This window comes from Brevundimonas sp. D3-1P (genome assembly GCF_055809335.1).
In genome coordinates, this window is the sequence record NZ_CM147908.1 from 950585 (window position 1) to 969003 (window position 18419).

Annotated in this window: 17 protein-coding genes; 3 read left to right on the top strand and 14 right to left on the bottom strand. The window is 68.1% G+C overall.

Going from position 1 to position 18419, the window contains the following annotated elements; all coding sequences use genetic code 11:
• The first annotated feature begins 61 nt into the window (after nt 1-61).
• The gene (locus AC0L6G_RS04835) at nt 62-1381 is read left to right on the top strand and encodes an Hsp70 family protein (protein WP_473252933.1); all 1320 of its coding nucleotides are present in this window, start codon (nt 62-64) and stop codon (nt 1379-1381) included.
• Nucleotides 1382-1389: 8 nt separating this feature from the next.
• Here AC0L6G_RS04835 and AC0L6G_RS04840 read toward each other — a convergent pair whose 3' ends face one another.
• The 8 genes from AC0L6G_RS04840 to AC0L6G_RS04875 form a co-directional block, all read right to left on the bottom strand.
• Nucleotides 1390-2508 (bottom strand): acyl-CoA dehydrogenase family protein, encoded by a 1119-nt coding sequence (locus AC0L6G_RS04840; protein ID WP_293827097.1) that lies wholly within the window; start codon nt 2506-2508, stop codon nt 1390-1392.
• A 4-nt stretch (nt 2509-2512) separates the two neighbouring features.
• Nucleotides 2513-3694, bottom strand: coding sequence for an acyl-CoA dehydrogenase family protein (locus AC0L6G_RS04845; protein ID WP_473252934.1), 1182 nt, complete (start codon nt 3692-3694; stop codon nt 2513-2515).
• Between the two features lie 149 nt (nt 3695-3843).
• On the bottom strand, nt 3844-4998 hold the full coding sequence (gene rodA / locus AC0L6G_RS04850) for a rod shape-determining protein RodA (RefSeq protein ID WP_291539359.1): 1155 nt from the start codon (nt 4996-4998) through the stop codon (nt 3844-3846).
• Nucleotides 4995-7025: a penicillin-binding protein 2 gene (gene mrdA, locus AC0L6G_RS04855; protein ID WP_473252935.1), complete on the bottom strand. Its 2031-nt coding sequence runs from the start codon at nt 7023-7025 to the stop codon at nt 4995-4997. Before mrdA ends, rodA begins: the two co-directional genes overlap by 4 nt.
• Nucleotides 7022-7540: a hypothetical protein gene (locus AC0L6G_RS04860; protein ID WP_293826527.1), complete on the bottom strand. Its 519-nt coding sequence runs from the start codon at nt 7538-7540 to the stop codon at nt 7022-7024. Before AC0L6G_RS04860 ends, mrdA begins: the two co-directional genes overlap by 4 nt.
• Nucleotides 7537-8706: a rod shape-determining protein MreC gene (gene mreC, locus AC0L6G_RS04865; protein WP_293826524.1), complete on the bottom strand. Its 1170-nt coding sequence runs from the start codon at nt 8704-8706 to the stop codon at nt 7537-7539. The genes AC0L6G_RS04860 and mreC overlap by 4 nt, the downstream gene beginning before the upstream one ends.
• Nucleotides 8707-8866: 160 nt before the next feature.
• Complete coding sequence (locus tag AC0L6G_RS04870) at nt 8867-9907, bottom strand: rod shape-determining protein (RefSeq protein WP_017504801.1); 1041 nt, start codon at nt 9905-9907, stop codon at nt 8867-8869.
• Between the two features lie 278 nt (nt 9908-10185).
• Nucleotides 10186-10899 (bottom strand): TVP38/TMEM64 family protein, encoded by a 714-nt coding sequence (locus AC0L6G_RS04875; protein WP_293826517.1) that lies wholly within the window; start codon nt 10897-10899, stop codon nt 10186-10188.
• A gap of 122 nt (nt 10900-11021) precedes the next feature.
• Between AC0L6G_RS04875 and AC0L6G_RS04880 the strand changes: the two genes are divergently transcribed.
• Nucleotides 11022-12227: a pyridoxal phosphate-dependent aminotransferase gene (locus AC0L6G_RS04880; RefSeq protein ID WP_293826515.1), complete on the top strand. Its 1206-nt coding sequence runs from the start codon at nt 11022-11024 to the stop codon at nt 12225-12227.
• Nucleotides 12228-12425: 198 nt separating this feature from the next.
• Complete coding sequence (locus AC0L6G_RS04885) at nt 12426-13427, top strand: alpha/beta fold hydrolase (RefSeq protein ID WP_473252936.1); 1002 nt, start codon at nt 12426-12428, stop codon at nt 13425-13427.
• Nucleotides 13428-13434: 7 nt separating this feature from the next.
• Here the strand turns inward: AC0L6G_RS04885 and AC0L6G_RS04890 are convergent, their stop codons facing one another.
• The 6 genes from AC0L6G_RS04890 to AC0L6G_RS04915 form a co-directional block, all read right to left on the bottom strand.
• Nucleotides 13435-13710, bottom strand: coding sequence for a hypothetical protein (locus AC0L6G_RS04890; RefSeq protein ID WP_293826511.1), 276 nt, complete (start codon nt 13708-13710; stop codon nt 13435-13437).
• Between the two features lie 87 nt (nt 13711-13797).
• A complete protein-coding gene (secF, locus tag AC0L6G_RS04895; protein WP_293826509.1) occupies nt 13798-14787 on the bottom strand; it encodes a protein translocase subunit SecF in 990 nt (329 codons plus the stop codon).
• Nucleotides 14787-16379: a protein translocase subunit SecD gene (gene secD, locus AC0L6G_RS04900; RefSeq protein ID WP_293826507.1), complete on the bottom strand. Its 1593-nt coding sequence runs from the start codon at nt 16377-16379 to the stop codon at nt 14787-14789. The genes secF and secD overlap by 1 nt, the downstream gene beginning before the upstream one ends.
• Nucleotides 16380-16415: 36 nt before the next feature.
• On the bottom strand, nt 16416-16733 hold the full coding sequence (gene yajC, locus AC0L6G_RS04905; RefSeq protein ID WP_291540320.1) for a preprotein translocase subunit YajC: 318 nt from the start codon (nt 16731-16733) through the stop codon (nt 16416-16418).
• Nucleotides 16734-16837: 104 nt separating this feature from the next.
• Nucleotides 16838-17899: a peptidoglycan DD-metalloendopeptidase family protein gene (locus tag AC0L6G_RS04910; protein WP_293826505.1), complete on the bottom strand. Its 1062-nt coding sequence runs from the start codon at nt 17897-17899 to the stop codon at nt 16838-16840.
• Between the two features lie 111 nt (nt 17900-18010).
• Nucleotides 18011-18409, bottom strand: a complete 399-nt coding sequence (locus AC0L6G_RS04915) for an OmpA family protein (protein ID WP_293826503.1) — start codon at nt 18407-18409, stop codon at nt 18011-18013.
• Nucleotides 18410-18419 lie beyond the last annotated feature (10 nt).

An 18419-nucleotide genomic window follows, 5' to 3' on the forward strand; every position in this document is an offset into this window, starting at 1 on the left:
CCGCCTCTTGCGTCTGCGGCTCCGGACGTTAGGAACCGGCTCCCCTTGCAGGAGCGCGGCCATGACGGCGACAGGACCGATGACCATCGGCATCGACTTCGGCACGACCAATACGGTGGTGGCGCTGAGCGATGCGGACGGCGCGGCGCATCTGGCGGTTTTCGAGGCGCCCGACGGGCCGACCGCCACCTTCCGCTCGGCGCTCGGTTTCCAGAGTCATCCGGGCGTCGACGGCCAGCCGCCCGAGCGGGTGGTCGAAGCCGGCCCCTGGGCCATCGCCGCCTATGTCGAAGACCCGCTGGAAACCCGCTTCATCCAGTCGTTCAAGACCTTCGCAGCCAGCGCCGCCTTCACCGAAACCCGCATCGACAATCGGCGCTATGCGTTCGAGGATTTGCTGGCCGCCTTTCTGCTGCGGCTGCGTCATCACGCGGGCGACGCCCTGAGCGACATGCCGCCCGCCGTGGTGGTGGGGCGGCCCGTCACCTTCGCCGGCGGCAATCCCGACGAGGCCCTGGCCTTGGCCCGCTATCAGGCGGCCTTTCGGCGTCTGGGCTTCACCGACATCCGCTATGCGCACGAGCCGGTGGGCGCCGCCTTCTATTTCGCGCGCAATCTGACCCAGGACGCCACGGTCCTGGTCGCCGACTTCGGCGGCGGCACCAGCGACTTCTCCATCGTCCGGTTCGAGCGCACGGAAGGGGGCCTGCGTTCGACGCCTCTGGCCCGGTCGGGCGTCGGCGTGGCGGGCGACGCCTTCGACTATCGGATCATCGACCAGCTGGTCTCGCCCGAACTGGGCAAGGGCGGTCTCTATCGCTCGGTCGGCAAACAGTTGCCCATCCCGCAACGCTACTATTCCGCCTTCGCGCGCTGGGACCAGTTGGCCCTGTTGCGGGCGTCGCGGGACATGCGCGACATCCGCGCGCTGGCCCGCACGGCGCTGGAGCCGGAAAAGATCGAACGGCTGATCGAGGTGCTGGACGACAATCACGGCCACGACCTCTACCGCGCCGTCTCGACGCTGAAGATGGCCCTGTCGGCCAGCGACACGGCGACCTTCGCCTTCCACGCCGGCGACGTGCACATCGAAAAGCCGGTCGCCCGCGCCGATTTCGAAGGCTGGATCGCCCCCGAGCTTGCCGCCATCGAGGGCGCGGTCGATCAGGCGATGGCGCTCAGCGGCCTGACGCCCGACGGGATCGACCGGGTCTTCCTGACCGGCGGCACCTCCTTCGTGCCGGCGGTGCGCGCCATCTTCCAGGATCGTTTCGGCCAGGACCGCATCGAGACGGGCGGCGAGTTCGAATCCATCGCCGCCGGCCTGGCCCTGATCGGGCGCGAACCCGACCTGGACCTGTGGAGCGAAAAGGTCGGCTAGAACCGAGCCTAGAACCCTTGCGCCCGCGCCACCCGTTCGGCGTGGAAGCCCGCGTCGCCCAGCAGTTCGTTCAGCACGCGCACCCGCTTCATGAACAGGCCGACGTCGAACTCGTCGGTCATGCCGACGCCGCCGTGCATCTGCACCGCCTCCTGCACCGCCAGTTCGGCGACGCGGCCGGCCTTCGCCTTGGCGATGGAGGCGGCCAGGGACGCATCCCCCCGCCCTTCGTCGATGGCCAGTTGCGCGCCCATTGTCGCCGCCCGCGCCAGCTCCAGCTCGGAAAACAGATGCGCCGCCCGGTGCTGCAGCGCCTGGAATTCTCCGATCAGCCTTCCGAACTGCTTGCGGGTGCGCAGATACTCCAGGGTGATCTTGAACGCCTGGTCGCCCGCCCCCGCCAGGGTCGAAGCCGCGCAAGCCCGGCCCAGGGTCAGGGCGCCGTCCAGCAGCGCCTCGCCCCGCCCGACATCGCCGATCACCGCGTCGGCGTCGACCTCGACGTCGCTCAGGGTGATGCGGGCCGCATTGTGGGCGTCCACCATCGCCGTGCGCTCGATCTCGACCCCCGCCGTCGCTGGATCGACCAGGAACAGGGTCACGCCCTCCTCGGCCCTGGCGACCACGATCAGGGCGTCCGCCACATGACCGTCCAGCACGAAGGCCTTGGCGCCGTTCAGCCTGAACCCGTTGCCCGCCCGCTCGGCCCGCGTCGCGATGCGCGACGGCGCGTGTTTGGCGCCCTCGTCCACAGCCAGGGCCAGGATCGCCTCGCCCGCCGCGATCTTCGGCAGCCAGCCCTGCTGCGCCGCCGAGCCGCCGTCGATCAGCAACCTGGCCGACAGGATCGACGATCCCAGATAGGGCGACGGCGTCAGGGTGCGGCCCAGGCTCTCGGCGATCACCCCGGCCTCGACGGCGCCCAGCCCCATGCCGCCCATCGCCTCGGGAATGACGACGCCGGCGAAACCCATCTCGCCGAACGCGCGCCACAGGTCGCGCGACAGGCCGTCGGCGTCGCGGTCGTCCCTCAGTTTCCGCAAATGCGCGATCGGCGCCTGTTCGTTCAGGAAGCCGTCGGCGGCGTCCCGCAGCATCGTCTGCTCTTCGGTCAGGATCAGCGGCATGATCTTACGCCCCCGGGAGTTGCAGCAGGTGTTTGGCGATGATGTTCAGCTGAACCTCGCTGGTGCCGCCTTCGATGGAGTTGGCCTTGGTCCGCAGCCAGTCGCGCGCCGCCTTGCCGTCGTTCGACCGCTCGCCCTCCCATTCCAGCGCGTCCGCCCCGCCCGCCGCCATCAGCAGCTCGTGCCGCCGCTTGTTCAGCTCGGAGCCATAGTATTTCAGCATGGACGCGATGGCGGGATGCGCCTGTTTGGCCTTCACCTGATCGCCCACCCGCTCCATCGCCAGGCGGAAGGCAGCGGCGTCGATCTCCAGGTCCGCAATCCGGGCGCGCAGCATCGGCTCGTCCAGACGCCCGGCCGCGTCGGCGCCGATGGCGTCCAGCGCCACCTGCCCCACCGGCCGTCCGCCCCCGACCTCGCCCATGGTGCCGATCATGGTCCGTTCGTGCGCCAGCAGATATTTGGCCACGTCCCAGCCGCGGTTCAGCGTGCCGACCAGATTTTCCTTCTCCACCCGCACATCGTCGAAGAAGGTCTCGCAGAACGGCGACTTGCCGCTGATCAGGGTGATCGGCCGCGTCGTCACGCCCGGCGTCTTCATGTCGAACAGGACGAAGCTGATGCCCAGATGCTTGGGCGCCTCCGGGTCCGTCCGCACCAGGCAGAAGATCCAGTCGGCCTTGTCGGCGTAGGAGGTCCAGATCTTCTGGCCGTTGACGATCCAGTGGTCGCCACGATCCTCCGCCCTGGTCTGGATCGAGGCCAGATCGGAGCCCGCCCCCGGCTCGGAATAGCCCTGGCACCAGCGGATTTCGCCGCGCACGATCTCGGGCAGGAACCGCTGCTTCTGTTCCTCGGTCCCAAAGGCGAGCAGCGCCGGCCCCAACATCCAGACGCCGAAGCTGGCCAGGGCGGGCTGCGCCTTGATGCGGCGCAGCTCTGACGCCAGCACCTTGGCCTCCTCGCGGCTCAGCCCCCCGCCGCCGTATTCCCTGGGCCATTCCGGCGCCGTCCAGCCGCGCGCGCCCATCCGCTCCAGCCATTGCTTGTGCGCGGGGGTCTTGAAGTTGGGGTTCCTGCCGCCCCAGATCATCTCGTCGTCGGCCATCGGCCCGCGACATTCGGCCGGACAGTTCGCCTCCAGCCAGGCGCGCGTCTCGGCGCGGAATTGCTCCAGGTCGCTCATGCGTCGTCTCCCATGGCGTCCGTCGCTAAGGGCCGAAACCGCCGCGACCGGATCGTTGGAAGCGACCTTATCTTCGAAATCTCCGCCTTAGGAAGCGAAACCTGAATGGCGATCACCTAGAGCCTGATTTCGCTCTGGCTGACGCAACGTCAGATCAGCCCATGCCCCTTGGGCAGTTCGGCGTAGCGGTGGACTCGGGTGGCCATCACCAGGCCGAAACCGATCATCACCGTCAGCATGACCGTGCCGCCATAGGACAGCAGCGGCATCGGCACCCCCACGACGGGCGCCAATCCCATCACCATCGCCCCGTTGATCAACACATAGAGCGCAAAGGTCGCCGTCACGCCCGACGCCGCCAATCGTCCGAAATGACTGTGCGACAGCGACGCGATCCTGAGCGAGATCAGGATGATGGCCGCATAGCAGGCCAGCAGGGTGAAGGTGCCCACAAAGCCGAACTCCTCGGCGAAGGCGGCGAAGATGAAGTCGGTCTGGCGCTCGGGCAGAAACTCAAGCTGGCTCTGGCTGCCCAGGCCGAACCCCCGCCCCAGCGGCCCGCCCGATCCCATGGCGATCTTGGACTGCACGATCTGATAGCCCTTGTCCGACATGTCGGCCTCCGGGCTCAGGAAGGTCAGAACGCGGTGGCGTTGGTAGTCGTGCATGCCGAACATCACATAGGGGGGGACCAGCACGGCCGCCGCCACGATCAGCGGCAGGATGATGCGCCAGCTCAGGCCCGCGACGAACATTATCGCCGCCCCGGTCAGGCCGATCAGCATGGCCGATCCCAGATCCGGCTGGTGCGCCACCAGCAGGAACGGCAGGCCGATGATCCCGACCGGGAAAATCAGTTTCCAGTGAAAGCTCGCCTCCTTGGCCGAGGCCCCGTGATACCAGCGCGCCAAGGCCAGCACGACGCCGATCTTCATGATCTCGGACGGCTGGATGCGGGTGAAGCCCAGGTCCAGCCAGCGCGTCGCCCCCAGGGCGTGATAGCCCAGCGGCGTCTCGACCAGCGCCAGCAGGAACAGCGCCAACCCATAGATCGGATAGGCCAGGGCGAACCAGTAGCGGATGCTGATCAGCGACAGCGCCAGCATCAGCGCCAGACACATGCCGAACCGGATCAGGTGTTTGGCCGCCCAGGGCGACCAGGACCCGCCCGCCACCGAATACAGCATCAGGGCGCCGGTGCCGGCGACCACGCACAGCAGGGCCGTCAGCCGCCAGTCGATCTGGCCCAGCTTGGTCGAAAGACGCTCGCGCTCGCCCGGACGCGACAGGGCGGATGCGGTCATCGGCCGGGCTCGGACAGATAGGGACGCGGCCCGCTTGTCGTGGTCGGGGCCGTGCGCGCCGGTTGCGGCGCGGCGACCACGTCCGGTCCGGGCGCGGCGCCGACCACCCCGTCCTCGACGATGGCGTCGCCCGTCGGTTCCGGCGGCAGGGGCCGCTCGATCCGCGCGCGCATGTCCGGGTCCTTCAGCAGGACGGTGCGCATCACCTCGCGCGCCCGCGGGGCGCCCGCCGTGGCCCCGCCCTTGCCGCCATGCTCGACGATGACGGCCACCGCATAGCGCGGGGCGTCCACCGGGGCGAAGGCGACGAACAGGTTGTGGTCCTTCAGCGCCCAGATGTCGCTTTTGCGCGAGCCGGTGCCATAGTTGCGCACCTGCGCCGTTCCGGTCTTGCCGGCCATCTGGATGTCGCCCAGACCCAGCTGGCTCTGGCGATAGGCGGTGCCGGACCGGTCGTTGGCCACGGCGATCATGCCCTGGCGAACATATTCGATGTGTTCGGGCTTGAACGGCAGGTCGGGCGCCTCGGCGCCGCTGGGCTGTTCGACGCCGCCGATGGACTTGATCAGACGCGGCTGCAGCGCCTTCTTGCCGTTGGCCAGACGCGCGGTCATCACCGCCAGTTGCAGGGCGTTGACCGTGATCGCCCCCTGCCCGATCGCCACGGACGTCGTCTCGCCGGGATGCCAGACCGGATCGCGCGGGAAGGTGCGCGCCTTCCATTCGGTCGAGGGCAGCAGCCCCTTCTTCTGGTTGTCCACGCCGATGTCGAACGTATGTTCGAACCCGACCGCCAGCCCGGCCTTGCGGATGTTGTCCACGCCCGCGCGGTTGCACATGGCGTAGAAATAGACGTCGCAGGAGTTCTTGATGGCGTTGTGCATGTTCTGCACGCCATGCTGCCCCCAGCAGCGTTGAACCCGGTTGCCCGTGCGATAGGCGCCTGTGCACACCACGGTCAGATTGGGGTCCACCCCGGCTTCCAGCAGGGCCAGGGCCGTCGTCGGCTTGAAGGTCGAGCCCGGCGGGAATGTGCCGTTGATCGTCTTGTCCAACAGCGGCTTGCGCTCGTAATCGGCCAGGGCGCGATAGGTCTTGGTCGGCACCCCCGCGACGAACAGGTTCGGGTCGAACGACGGCGCCGACACCATGCACAGGATGTCGCCGTTGCGGACGTCCATCACGACGCAGGCCCCGGACTCGTCGCCGAACACTTCCAGCGCTCGGTTCTGCACGTCGGCGTCCAGCGTCAGGATCACCTCCTTGCCGGGAACTGCGGGCCTGGAGCCGCCGATGTCCTCGGCCACCACACGCCCGCGCGCGTCGACCTCGACCCGATTGCCGCCCGGCTCGCCGCGCAGCGACAGATCCAGCGCCTTCTCCACGCCCTGGCGGCCGATGCGGAAACTGGGATTGAACAGCAGGGGCGGCGGCTGCTCGCCCTTGTCGCGGATCGCCTTGACGTCCCGGTCCGACACCTTGGCCACATAGCCGACGACATGGGCGAAGGCCCCGCCGAACGGGTAGTAGCGGGCCTCGTTCATATCGACCATCACGCCGGGCAGTTCGTTGGCGTACTGATTGACCTTGGCGAACTCTTCCCAGGTCAGGTCGCTCTTGACCGGTACGGGATTGAACTTGGACGCCGCATTGACGTCGCGGATGATGGCCCGGCGGCGCTCCAGCGTATCGGGCAACAGCCGGCCGAGCAGGTCCAGCGTCTGGTCCAGGTCCTTGGTCTCGTCACGCACGACCAGCACGCGGAAGCTGGGGCGGTTGCCGGCGATGACCACGCCGTTGCGGTCCTTGATCAAGCCGCGCGGCGGGGGGACCATACGAAAGTTGAACTGGTTCTGGGACGACAGGGTCGCATATTCCTGGGCCTGCACGACCTGCAGCTGGCCCAGCCGTCCGATCAGGGCCGTGATCCCCAGCGCGGTCGCCCCGCCCAGCACGAAGGTGCGGCGCAGGAACGATCCCTGCCGCTCGTTGACGTCTTCAAAGAAGATGGAGGGTTCGCCGCTCATCGGAACCGGATATCTCCGTCGTCGAACCGCTCCAGCATCCAGTTGACCGCCGGATACAGCAGCAACGTCGGCGCGACCTGCGCGATCAGCGGCAGGACGGCCGGCGCATTGGCCGCCCGCACCGCCACGATCATATAGGCCAGGGCGAAGGCGCCGAGCGTGCAGGCGGCGTAGGCGCCGAACCGGATCAGCCCCTCGTGCCCGGCCATCAGATTGCGCGACATCAGCACCGTGAAATAGACCGCCATCAGGCACAGGGCCCACAGACCAAGCGGCGCGTTCCAGAACAGGTCCAGAAACAGGCCCAGGGCGAAAAGCACCGCCGGCGCCGTCATCGACGGCCGGATCAGCGGCCAGGCGAACGCCAGAACCATCGGGATCACAGGCTCGGGCAAATGAAGGCCGAACATCTGGATCGGCGTGGCCAGAAGGACCGTGACGGCCAGGGCGGCCAGGGCCGGATAGACGATCCATTGCAGAGGCCCGACGACGCGAACCGCGACAGGCCGTCTCACAGCGCGCCCTCCGGCGCGGGCTCGGCGGCGGGCGCCGGCTGGCTGGGCGCGGGCGTTTGGGGCGCGGGCGTCTGCGTCGCGCGCGGGGCTGGCCTCGGCGTCGACCCGGCTGGGCGCGACGGGGCGGTATTGGCGACCGGAGCCGCAGCTGGCGTCGCGGCGGCCGCGGCGGCCCGCTCGGCCTGTTGCTGAGCCTGGGCCTGCTGGGCCGCCTGACGACGCGCCGTCGCATCGCGAATGGCGCCCAGTTCGGCGGCGTTCGGCTCGGGCGCCGTGGTCAGGCCCGCCAGCGGCGGCGCATTCAACGCATCGGGATTGACCAGCTGGCCGAAGCTCTGGAACAGCAGCACCCGCACATAGTCCACCGCGCCGTGGTCGCTGAACAGCTTGACCCGCCAGGCGCCGTCCACGCCCTTGGCCGCCACCCCGACCGGCAGGCCGCGCGGCAGGCCGCCGCCGTCGCCCGAACTCAGGATGCGGTCGCCCGCCTGCACCGCCCCGGCGCCGCGAACGAACTCCAGGCGCGGGCTGTCGCCGCCGTCGCCGGTCAGCATGGCGCGCGCGTCGGTCCGCTCGATCATGACCGGGGTGCGCGACGCCACGTCGGTCAGCAGCACCATCCGGCTGACGCCCGGGGTGACGCCGGTGATCCGCCCGACCAGACCGTGTTCGCTGACGACCGGATTGCCCACACGCACGCCCCGGGCCGAGCCGACGTCCAGCAGCTTGGCGCGATTGAAGGGCCCGCGCGCATCCGAAATCGCACGCGCCGTCGCCATGGGCACGGGCGGTTCGACCCGCAGGCCCAGCATCGCTTCATACCGGCTGTTGACGTTCTTCAAGGCGATGGCCTGGTCGCGCCACTCCCGCAGCTCGGCGTTCTCGGCCCGCAGCCGCCTATTCTCGCCGACGGCGAAGAAATAGCCGCCGACATAGTCGCGCACGCCGCCCGCCCAGCGCACCGGCGCGGCCAGGACGCCGCCCGCCGGCGCGACCGCCGTTTCGAACCCGCCGCGCATCCCGGCGACGCTGGAGCCGCCTTCGGCGGTCGTCCGGTCGCCCAGCAGCAGCACCACGGCGGCGACGATGGCCACGACGGCGACCACCGCGGCGGTCCAGGCCAGCGGCACCTTGATGTTCTCAAAAGGTCCGTCGCGAAACGCCACGGGCGACCTTTCACTCAAAAGGATTGGAATCGGCGGGACGCCTCCCGCCGCACGCCCTGCCTATCGCAAAATCAAGGCCGGAATGGAACCTCGATCGTGCCGGCGGGCGAAGGATTCGCGGCCAAGCTTCCGCCCGGCCGCCGTGTTTCGTCCGTCGCGGTCAGAGCGCGGAGTCGAGCACGCCCTTCATCCAGCGCGGATGCTCCAGCACGCGGCCGCAGCCGATGGCCACGCACGACAGCGGATCGTCGGCGACGGAGACCGGCAGGCCGGTGTGGTCGCGGATCTCCACGTCCAGGCCGCGCAACAGGGCGCCGCCGCCCGTCAGCATAATGCCCTTGTCGGCGATGTCGGCGGCCAGTTCCGGCGGGGTGGCCTCCAGCGCGACCTTCACGGCCTCGATGATCTGCGTCACCGGCTCGGCCAGGGCTTCGGCCGCCTGGCGTTCCGAGATGCGGACCTCGCGCGGCACGCCCTGCATCAGGTCGCGGCCCTTGACCTCGATCGACAGGCCTTCGCCGTCGGCCGGGATGCGGGCGGTGCCGATGTCCTTCTTGATGCGTTCGGCGGTCGTCTCGCCGATCAGCAGATTATGGTTGCGGCGCATGTAGCTGATGATGCTGTCGTCCATCTTGTCGCCGCCGACGCGGACCGAACGCGAATAGACGATGCCCGACAGCGACAGGACGGCGACCTCGGTCGTGCCGCCGCCGATGTCGACGACCATCGAGCCGGTCGGCTCGTGGATCGGCAGGCCGGCGCCGATCGCGGCGGCCATCGGCTCGTCGATCAGGCCCACGCGGCGCGCCGAGGCGTTCAGGCAGCTGTCGTTGATCGCGCGACGCTCGACCGCCGTGGCGCCCGACGGCACGCAGACGATGATCTTGGGGTTCACGAAGCCCTTGCGGTTATGCACCTTGCGGATGAAGTGCTTGATCATCTCCTCGGCGACTTCGAAATCGGCGATGACCCCGTCGCGCATGGGGCGGATGGCCTCCATGTGGCCCGGCGTGCGGCCCAGCATCTGCTTGGCCTCGATGCCCACGGCGTGGACCACCTTGCGTCCGCCGACGTTTCTCAGCGCCACGACCGACGGCTCGTTCAGCACGATGCCCTTGCCCTTCATGTAGATCAGGGTGTTGGCGGTGCCCAGGTCCATCGCGATGTCGTTCGAGATCGCGCCGAAAAGGGAAAAACTCATGGGAATCGATACCGTTGTTAGCTGGCCAGGGCGTCTTCAGTTTCCGTAGTCGACCTGACGACGCCCCAACTGCCCCGACATCCCCACGCCGGACAGTTCCTGATCGCCTTCGCCACGCCTACCGACGGCGGGTTTGCCTGTATGAAACCGGGAATACAAGCCCCGATGACGGTCTCGTCATATCGGAATGACACAGCCCCGTAGCGGGCCTGTGGACGGCGGCCGAACGCCCCATCGTCCCGATGCGTCAGATCGTCTGAATGCGGACGATGCGCCGGTCACTCGCCGCGCGCAATCTCGCGCCGCTTCACCCGTTCCCGCACGATCAGCATCAGGCCCAGCCAGGCCAGGGCCACGCCGGCCAGAATGGCCGAGGTCCAGATTCCGTCGCCGCTGACCGCCGTCATGAACGAGCCGCCGAAGAAGGCCACCAGCGCCGTCTTGGGCAACACGCCAAGGGCGCAACCCGTCAGAAAACCCGGAAAAGACGCCCGCGCCGCGCCGAACGCCATGTTCACGACGATGAAGGGCGCCGACGGCACGTTGCGGATCATGAAGCTGGCGTAGAAGGCGTTCTTGCCCACGAACCGCGTCAGCCGTCCGATGGTCTCGCCGCCATGCCGCTCCAGCAGCCGCGCCGTCGGCCCCCGCCCCAGCCAATAGGTCACGCCGGCCGACGCCACGGTCGCGATCCAGCTGTAGAGAAAGCCGAACCACGGCCCGAACGCCACGACGCAGGCCGCGATCAGAATGAACTGAGGCGCGCCGAAAAAGGCCGAGACCGTGAAAACCACGATGGCGGCGACCAGGCCCCACGGCCCATGCCGAAATCCCGTCAGCCAGGCCTCCAGCCGCTCTTCGGCGCCCAGGCCCAGCTGGCTTTTCCCGACGGCGAACAGGGCGATCATCGCGCCCAGCAGCAGGGCCGTCGCCAGCACCGCCCGCCAGCGACGCGCCTCCATGTTCGACAGGAAATCGACGATCCAGCGCATCAGACCGGCCGCTTATCACCCGCCGTCTTCATTAGCGAGCGTCAGCGCATTGTCCCGCGCGGCGCCGGCGCGTAAACAACCCCGCCTCCCCGGCATGAATCTTTCAAATCGACGGGATTACGATGTCCAGCCTGCAATCTTCCGCCCTCGCCCGCGTCAAGCCTTCGGCCACCATCGCCGTCACCGCGCAGGCCCGGAAGCTCAAGGCCGAGGGTCGCGACGTGATCGGCCTGGGCGCCGGCGAGCCGGACTTCGACACCCCCGACAACATCAAACAGGCCGCCATCGACGCGATCCATCGCGGCGAGACCAAATACACCGACGCCGACGGCATGCCCGAGCTGAAGGCCGCCATCGTCGCCAAGTTCAAGCGCGAGAACGACCTAGACTACACGCCCGCGAACATCCACGTCGCGCCGGGCGGCAAGCCGGTCATCTTCAACGCCCTGGTCGCCACCCTGAACCCCGGCGACGAGGTCATCGTGCCCGCGCCCTATTGGGTCAGCTATCCCGACATGGTGCTGCTGGCCGGCGGCGAGCCGGTGACGGTGATCGGCGAGGAGAAGGACGGCTTCAAGCTTCTGCCCGCCACGCTCGAGGCGGCGATCACGCCGCGCACCCGGTGGCTGATCCTGAACAGTCCGTCCAACCCCACCGGCGCCGCCTATGCCCGCGCCGAACTGGAGGCGTTGGCCGAGGTGTTGCGTCGCCATCCGCACGTCTGGGTGCTGACCGACGACATGTACGAACACCTCGTCTACGGCGACTTCGAGTACGCCACCATCGCCCAGGTGGCGCCGGACCTGATCGACCGCACCCTGACGGTCAACGGCGTGTCCAAGGCCTACGCCATGACCGGCTGGCGCATCGGCTATGCGGGCGGGCCCAAGCCGCTGATCGACCTGATGCGCAAGGTGGCCAGCCAGACCACCTCCAACCCGACCAGCATCAGCCAGTGGGCGGCGGTCGAGGCGCTGAACGGAACCCAGGACTTCATCCCGGAGCGCAAGGCGGCCTTCGAGAAACGCCGCGACCTGGTCGTCTCGATGCTGAATCAGGCGACCGGGATCGCCTGCGCGACGCCTGAGGGCGCCTTCTACGTCTATCCGTCCATCGCCGGCCTGATCGGCAAGACGACGGAGGGCGGCGTGGTCATCGACGGCGACTCCACCTTCGCCGCCGAACTGCTGAACGCCGAGGGCGTGGCCGTGGTCCAGGGCGAGGCCTTCGGCCTCAGCCCCTATTTCCGCATCAGCTACGCCACCTCGGACGCCGTGCTGGAAGAGGCCTGCGCCCGCATCCAGCGATTCGCCGCTTCGCTGCGCTGATCGAGGATGGGCGGAGGTTTCGATCTCCGCCCCCACACACTCCAGGCTTGCATGAAGACCGCGCGTCCGTTCAGATGACCGTCTGAACGGGGGAACGTCATGCTTGCACTCTGGACTGCACTGGCCGCCATCACCGCGGCAGACACCGCCCCCGAGCCCTTCTCGGTCAACTCGGCCGACGGCTATGTGCTGAACGGCGTGACCGACACGCCGACAGGTGATCCGGTCGGGGCCGTCATACTGGTTGCCGGCACCGGGACCTTTGATCGTGACATGAAGTTCGGCCGTTCGGGAACGTCGAGGGACGCCGTCTTCAAGGATATGGGCCAAAGGTTCGCCACGCGCGGCCTCACCGCCATCCGCTATGATCGTCGCGGCGTGATTTACGGCGCTCCGCCTGCCTCGGCTGTAGACGCCCAAGCCATCCCGGGCGTCACGGCTGATAACCTGAGCCTGGACGCCGAAGCGGTCCTGGCGTGGGCCCGATCTTCGGCCGGGCTGAACGCCAGATGCGTGGTTATCTTCGCCCATTCCGAGGGCGCGGTTCACGTCGCCGGCATCGCGGATCGCGGCCATCAACCTGCGCCCGACCTGATCATTGGCATGGGCGCACCCCTGGAGAGCAAGGTCTCCGCCGTCAAATGGCAATCGACGGGTCGGGATGCGGATTCGCTTTTGATGATGGACGAAGACGGCGACGGCGTCGTCACCAACGATGAGGTCCGCAGGAACTGGCAGACCACGCCCTCCGGCGTCTTCGGCCGGCTGGAGCCGTTCCTTCAGCCCGACGGCGCCTGGAGCGCCGAGGAAATCGCCTCCGTGCGGACGGTTCAGACGACACTGTACGAACAAGCTAGAACCGCCGCCCTGGCCCAGGCCGACAACGCTCCCTACCCCAACGCTCAGACACCGGCATTCAGCTATGGCTGGTGGAAGTCCTGGTTCACGGACGAAAGGCCCATCGCTCCAATGTTCGCTGCGTGGGGTGCACCCATGACGCTGCATTACGGCAGCCTGGATTCTCAGGTTCGAGAAGATCACCAACGCCGGGCTGCATCCGGTGTTTTAGCCCCGGACCGCGTCCGCTTCGTCTCGCATGACGGCCGAGGGCACAGTCTAGGTTCCGAGGTCCTATTGGGTCCGATCGATGAAGCTATCGCTGATCAGATCGCTGAGGAAGCCGAAGCGGCCTGCCGCTAACTTTCCCTCATTTCCCCGGCTGGGTGTAAACGACGCGGCAGTCGCCATCGATGGTCGTGTAGCGATTGTTCGCCGCGTCGACGAAGGCGATCCGTCCGCCGTCGTTGTACTCGACCTTGCCCGTCGACCGGCCCTTGAAGTTCTCGACCCCATAGGTCCAGCAGGTGATGTCCGCCGGCTTGTCGCCCCATGTGGCGTCGTTGCGGGCGCGTCGGCTGTCGGTGCAGGCGGACAGGGCGCCGATGAGGGCGAGCGCGGTTGCGGCAGTCGTCAGAACTTTCATAAGCCTAGCCTTGCACGGACGACGCCCAAGGAAAAGGCCGCCCCAGCGATGCTGGAGCGGCCTGATCTTCAGCGACGCCGCCTGCCTCTACGGCCGACTGGCCATGCCCAGCTTCACCGGCTTGGCATCGTCCGCCACCGCGCCGCGCTTGACGCCCCACAGCAGGATGATCGGCGCGCCGACATAGATCGACGAATAGGTGCCGATGATGATGCCGAACATCAGGGCGATGGAGAAGCCGAACAGGGCCTCGCCGCCGAAGATGGCCAGGGCCGCCAGCACCATGACGGCGGTGACGCCGGTGATGATGGTCCGCGACAGCGTTTCGTTCAGCGACAGGTCGATCACCTCGCGCAACGGCATGGTCTTGTATTTCCGCAGGTTCTCGCGAAGACGGTCGAACACGACGACGGTGTCGTTCATCGAATAGCCGATCACGGTCAGCACGGCGGCGACCATGTTCAGACTGAACTCCAGCTTGAACAGCACGATCAGGCCGAAGGTCAGGATCACGTCGTGCAGCAGGCCGACGACCGCGCCGAAACCGAACTGCGGCTCGAACCGGAACCAGATGTAGAGGAACATCAGGCCGATCGCGACGGCCAGCGCCAGAAGCCCCGAGGTGAACAGCTCGCCCGACACCTTGGAACCGACGACGCTGACGCCGGAATAGTTCACCTGGCCGACCGCGCCGCTGATGGCGTTTTCGACCTGTCGCACCACCTGGGTCTGGTCGCGGCCTTCCGGCACCTGGAAGCGCAGGATGGCGGTGGAGCCGTCATCGACATTGCTGTCGCGACGCGCGATGCCCTGCACCTGGACATCGCCGAGGTTCAGTCCGTTCACCGCTTCGCGCACCCGGTCCAGTTGGATCTCCTGGCCGGCCGGCTTGGACACCTCCATCGAGGCGCCGCCCCGGAAGTCGATGCCCATGTTCAGGCCGGGATAGAAGCAGGCCACGATGGAGGCGACGCACAGGATCACCGACAGGACGCCGGCGGCGCGGGAATATTTGACGAAATGAAGGTTCGTCTTCTGCGGCAGCAGCTTGATTAGAGGCCATCCACGCATCGCCATCACTCCGCGATCGGCAGTTTCTTGGGTTTGGCGGTCTTGAGCCAGTACCCGAGCAGGACCTGGGCGACCAGGACCGAGGAGAAGACCGAGGTGAACACCCCGATGGTCAGCGTCCAGGCGAAGCCGCGCACCGGCCCCTGGCCGAAGGCGAACATGATGCCCGCCGCGACCAGGGTGGTCAGGTTGGCGTCGATGATGGTGCCCATGGCCTTGTTGAAGCCGGCGTCCATCGAGGCGATGACGCTGCGTCCCGCTCGCGCCTCGTCGCGCATCCGCTCGTAGATCAGCACGTTGGCGTCCACCGCCACCGCAAAGGTCAGGATCAGACCGGCGATGCCGGGCAGCGTCAGCGTCGCCTGCGTCAGGGACATGGCGGCCACGATCAGCACGCCGTTCAGCACCAGCCCGACCACCGACACGCCCCCGAACAGCAAGCCGTAGGCCAGGATCATGAACAGCACGATGATGGCGAAGCCGACGGCGGTCGACAGGGCCCCGGCGGCGACCGCGTCCGCGCCCAGCTCCGCCGTGACCGTGCGGCGCTCCTCCACGTTCAGCGGCGCCGGCAGGGCGCCCCCGTTCAGCAGGTTCACCAGGGTCGAGGCTTCCTGGATCGAGAAGTTGCCGGTGATCTGGCCCGAACCCGAGGTGATCGCGCTCTGGATCGTGGGGGCCGAGATGACCTTTCCGTCCAGAATGATGGCGAAGGGTTTTTGCAGGTTCGCCGCCGTCGCCTCGCCGAACCGGCGCGCGCCGGCGCCGTCGAAGCGGAAGTCGATGGCCGGGCGGCCGCTCTGGTCCGAACCGACGCCCGCGCGGGTCAGGTTCTCGCCCGACACCAGCACGCGCTTCTTGACCAGATAGGGGGTGCCGTCCTCGCCCTGCAGCAGTTCGGAATCGGGCGGCACGCGGCCGGCCAAAGCGTCGTTCACCGAGTTTTCGACATCCACCATCTGGAAGGTCAGCTGGGCCGTCTGGCCGATGACCTCTTCCAGCTTGGACGGATCGCTCTCGCCCGGCGCCTGCACCACGATGCGGTCGGCGCCCTGGCGGGTGATGGAGGGTTCGCGCGTGCCCAGGCTGTCGATCCGGCGGCGCACCACCTCGATCGACTGATCCACGGCGGTCGCCCCCATGCCGTTCAGCGCGGCGTCGGTGTAGGCGAAGCGGATGCGATTGTCGCCCAGGCGCGTCGCCGCGCGTTCGACCTGACCGCCCGCCCCCGCCTGCCCGCCAAGCTGTTGCAGCGCCTTGAACGCCGCGTCGCTCTGGGCGGGATTGGCCAGGGTCACGACCACGCCCCCGGCTTCACGCTGCAAAGCGTTGGTGGCGATGCCCGCGCCGTTCAGGGTGACGCGGACGTCCTCGATCAGGTTGGTGACGCGCTTTTCGCGCATCGCCGGCACATCGACCTCCAGCAGCAGGTACGACCCGCCCTGAAGATCGAGCCCTAGGTTCAGCGCATTCTTCGGCAGCCAACCCGGCAGCGCCTCGCGCTGGGCGGGGGTCAGCAGGTTGGGATAGGCCAGCAGGCAGCCGATGATCGCCGAGGCGACGACGAGAATGACTTTCCAGCGCGACAGCTGAATCATGTGGGCGGTCCAGGTATCGGCGGATACGCGAGCGTATCAGGCCTTGGAATCGTTGGCGGCGATGGCGGTGCGGTTGCGCACCTCGGCGATCATCGACTTGACCACGCGCACATTGACGCTGGGCGCGATCTCGACGTTCACCTCGGCGTCCTCGACGCGCGTGACCTTGCCGATCATGCCGCTGCCCAAAACGACGGTGTCGCCGCGCTTGACCGCGCCGATGGCGGCGGCGTGTTCCTTGGCGCGCTTCTGCTGCGGGCGGATCAGCAGGAAGTAGAACAGGATGAAAATGCCGATGATGGGCGCGAAGCCGATCAGTTGCGCCGTCAAGCCGCCGTCAGCCGCTCCGCCCATGGGTAGTCTCCGAACACGAACAGGGCGGCCCTCGTCGGCGCCCCCATTGAAACGAGGCGCGGAACCTAGGGCCGGCCCCTAAAGAATGCAACGCGGCGAAATCGCTATCGCGGCAATACGGTCAGCGGATCGACCGCGACGGGGTCGTCGCCGCGCATCTGGCGCGTCTCGAAGTGGATCGACGGGCGGCCGTCGCCGGCGGTCAGACCCACGGTGCCGATCTGCTGGCCCGCGCGCACGTCGTCGCCGTCCTTCACCGTCGCCGAGCCCAGATGGCCGTAGACGGTGCGCCAGCCGTTGGCGTGGACGATCAGGACCGTCAGCCCCTGCCCGACCAGATCGCTGCCGACATAGGCCACGCGGCCGGGGGCCGAGGCGCCGACCGCGGCGCCGGCGGACGCCCCGATGTTGATCCCGTTGTTGCGCTCGCCCATCCCGACCGGGCCGAAACGCCGCACGATGTCGCCGCGGACGGGCCACAGCAGGTTCGGCTGGCCGGTCGCGTCGGTCCCGGCCTGGGCGACGGGCGTCGGGCGGGTCTGAACCGGCAGGGCCGCATTGCCCGACGGCGGCGGCGGCGGCGGCGGAACCGCGCCGTCGTCCGGCACCAGCACCCCGACGGGCGAAGCGCCGGTGGCGTAGGGGTCGCGCCCCGTATCCACCGCCGCCTCGGGCAGGATGATTCTTTGTCCGCTGGTGATGGCGCCGCGCGGCCCCAGGCCGTTCAGGTCGATCAGCGTCTGCACCGGCGTCTGGAACCGGCGCCCCACGCCCGAGATGGTGTCGCCCGGCTGGATCACATAGGCCGCGCCCGGACGGACCGGGGCGGACGACGCAGGCGGCTGATAGGCGGGCGGCTGATAGGCCGGCTGGCTCGGCGTCACGCTGACCGGGGGCGGCAGGGCCCCGCCGTCCACCTGGCCGATAGGCGCCGTCGCCGGCGGCGGCGATTCATAGGGTGCGGGACGGCCGGGCTGGGTCTGCGCCCCGCCGGGATAGGTCGACTGCTGACCGCCTGCGGGCGGATAGGCCCCGCGGTCCGGCGCCGGCGCGGGCGCCGCATGGGTGGAGTACCTCGGCTCGGAAGGATAGCTCATACAGGCCGCCGCGCTCAGCGACGCCGCCGCGATCAGCACCGCTCTCGTCCCGCCCGAAATCACCGCCACCCGCCGCTCCTCGCATGGTTAAACTCGCCCGCCCGGTGTGCCCGCTCGCGCCCCATAAGCCAACCCCGCAATCGTCGCGGAATTGGGGCGCGAAGGTTAACGCGGGCGATTCTACAAGGTCACATCGACGGTGACACGCCGGTTCAACGGCTCGCGCACGTCGCGGTCGGTCGGCCTGGCCAGATGGCGGTCGCCGTTGGCTCGCATTTCAATTCTGGAAGGGTCCACCCCAAGCCTCACCAACTCGGTGGCCATCGATTGGGCGCGTCTTGCAGAGAGTTCATCGCTGAACTCCCGGCCCTCAGCGGTATCCATGTGGGCGGAGATCAGCACCCTGTAACGATCAGACCCGGACCGTTCCGCATAGGCTGCGACTTGTCTGGCCGTCACATAGCCCCTGGGCGAAAGCTCGACGGTCCCATAGGCGAAATAGTCCGAAAACTCATGAGCCATCGCTGGCGACGACACGGCCAGAGTTGAACTCGCGATGAGAAGAAGCGGCCATTTCATTTTGCGATGC

Bases quoted from the DNA above. Each gene is read 5' to 3' on its own strand.
- secD (WP_293826507.1), bottom strand. From the start codon at position 16,379: ATGATTCAGCTGTCGCGCTGGAAAGTCATTCTCGTCGTCGCCTCGGCG.
- AC0L6G_RS04835 (WP_473252933.1), top strand. From the start codon at position 62: ATGACGGCGACAGGACCGATGACCATCGGCATCGACTTCGGCACGACC.
- yajC (WP_291540320.1), bottom strand. From the start codon at position 16,733: ATGGGCGGAGCGGCTGACGGCGGCTTGACGGCGCAACTGATCGGCTTC.
- AC0L6G_RS04845 (WP_473252934.1), bottom strand. From the start codon at position 3,694: ATGAGCGACCTGGAGCAATTCCGCGCCGAGACGCGCGCCTGGCTGGAG.
- rodA (WP_291539359.1), bottom strand. From the start codon at position 4,998: ATGACCGCATCCGCCCTGTCGCGTCCGGGCGAGCGCGAGCGTCTTTCG.
- AC0L6G_RS04880 (WP_293826515.1), top strand. From the start codon at position 11,022: ATGTCCAGCCTGCAATCTTCCGCCCTCGCCCGCGTCAAGCCTTCGGCC.
- secF (WP_293826509.1), bottom strand. From the start codon at position 14,787: ATGGCGATGCGTGGATGGCCTCTAATCAAGCTGCTGCCGCAGAAGACG.
- AC0L6G_RS04870 (WP_017504801.1), bottom strand. From the start codon at position 9,907: ATGAGTTTTTCCCTTTTCGGCGCGATCTCGAACGACATCGCGATGGAC.
- AC0L6G_RS04915 (WP_293826503.1), bottom strand. From the start codon at position 18,409: ATGAAATGGCCGCTTCTTCTCATCGCGAGTTCAACTCTGGCCGTGTCG.
- mrdA (WP_473252935.1), bottom strand. From the start codon at position 7,025: ATGAGCGGCGAACCCTCCATCTTCTTTGAAGACGTCAACGAGCGGCAG.
- AC0L6G_RS04875 (WP_293826517.1), bottom strand. From the start codon at position 10,899: ATGCGCTGGATCGTCGATTTCCTGTCGAACATGGAGGCGCGTCGCTGG.
- AC0L6G_RS04840 (WP_293827097.1), bottom strand. From the start codon at position 2,508: ATGCCGCTGATCCTGACCGAAGAGCAGACGATGCTGCGGGACGCCGCC.
- AC0L6G_RS04890 (WP_293826511.1), bottom strand. From the start codon at position 13,710: ATGAAAGTTCTGACGACTGCCGCAACCGCGCTCGCCCTCATCGGCGCC.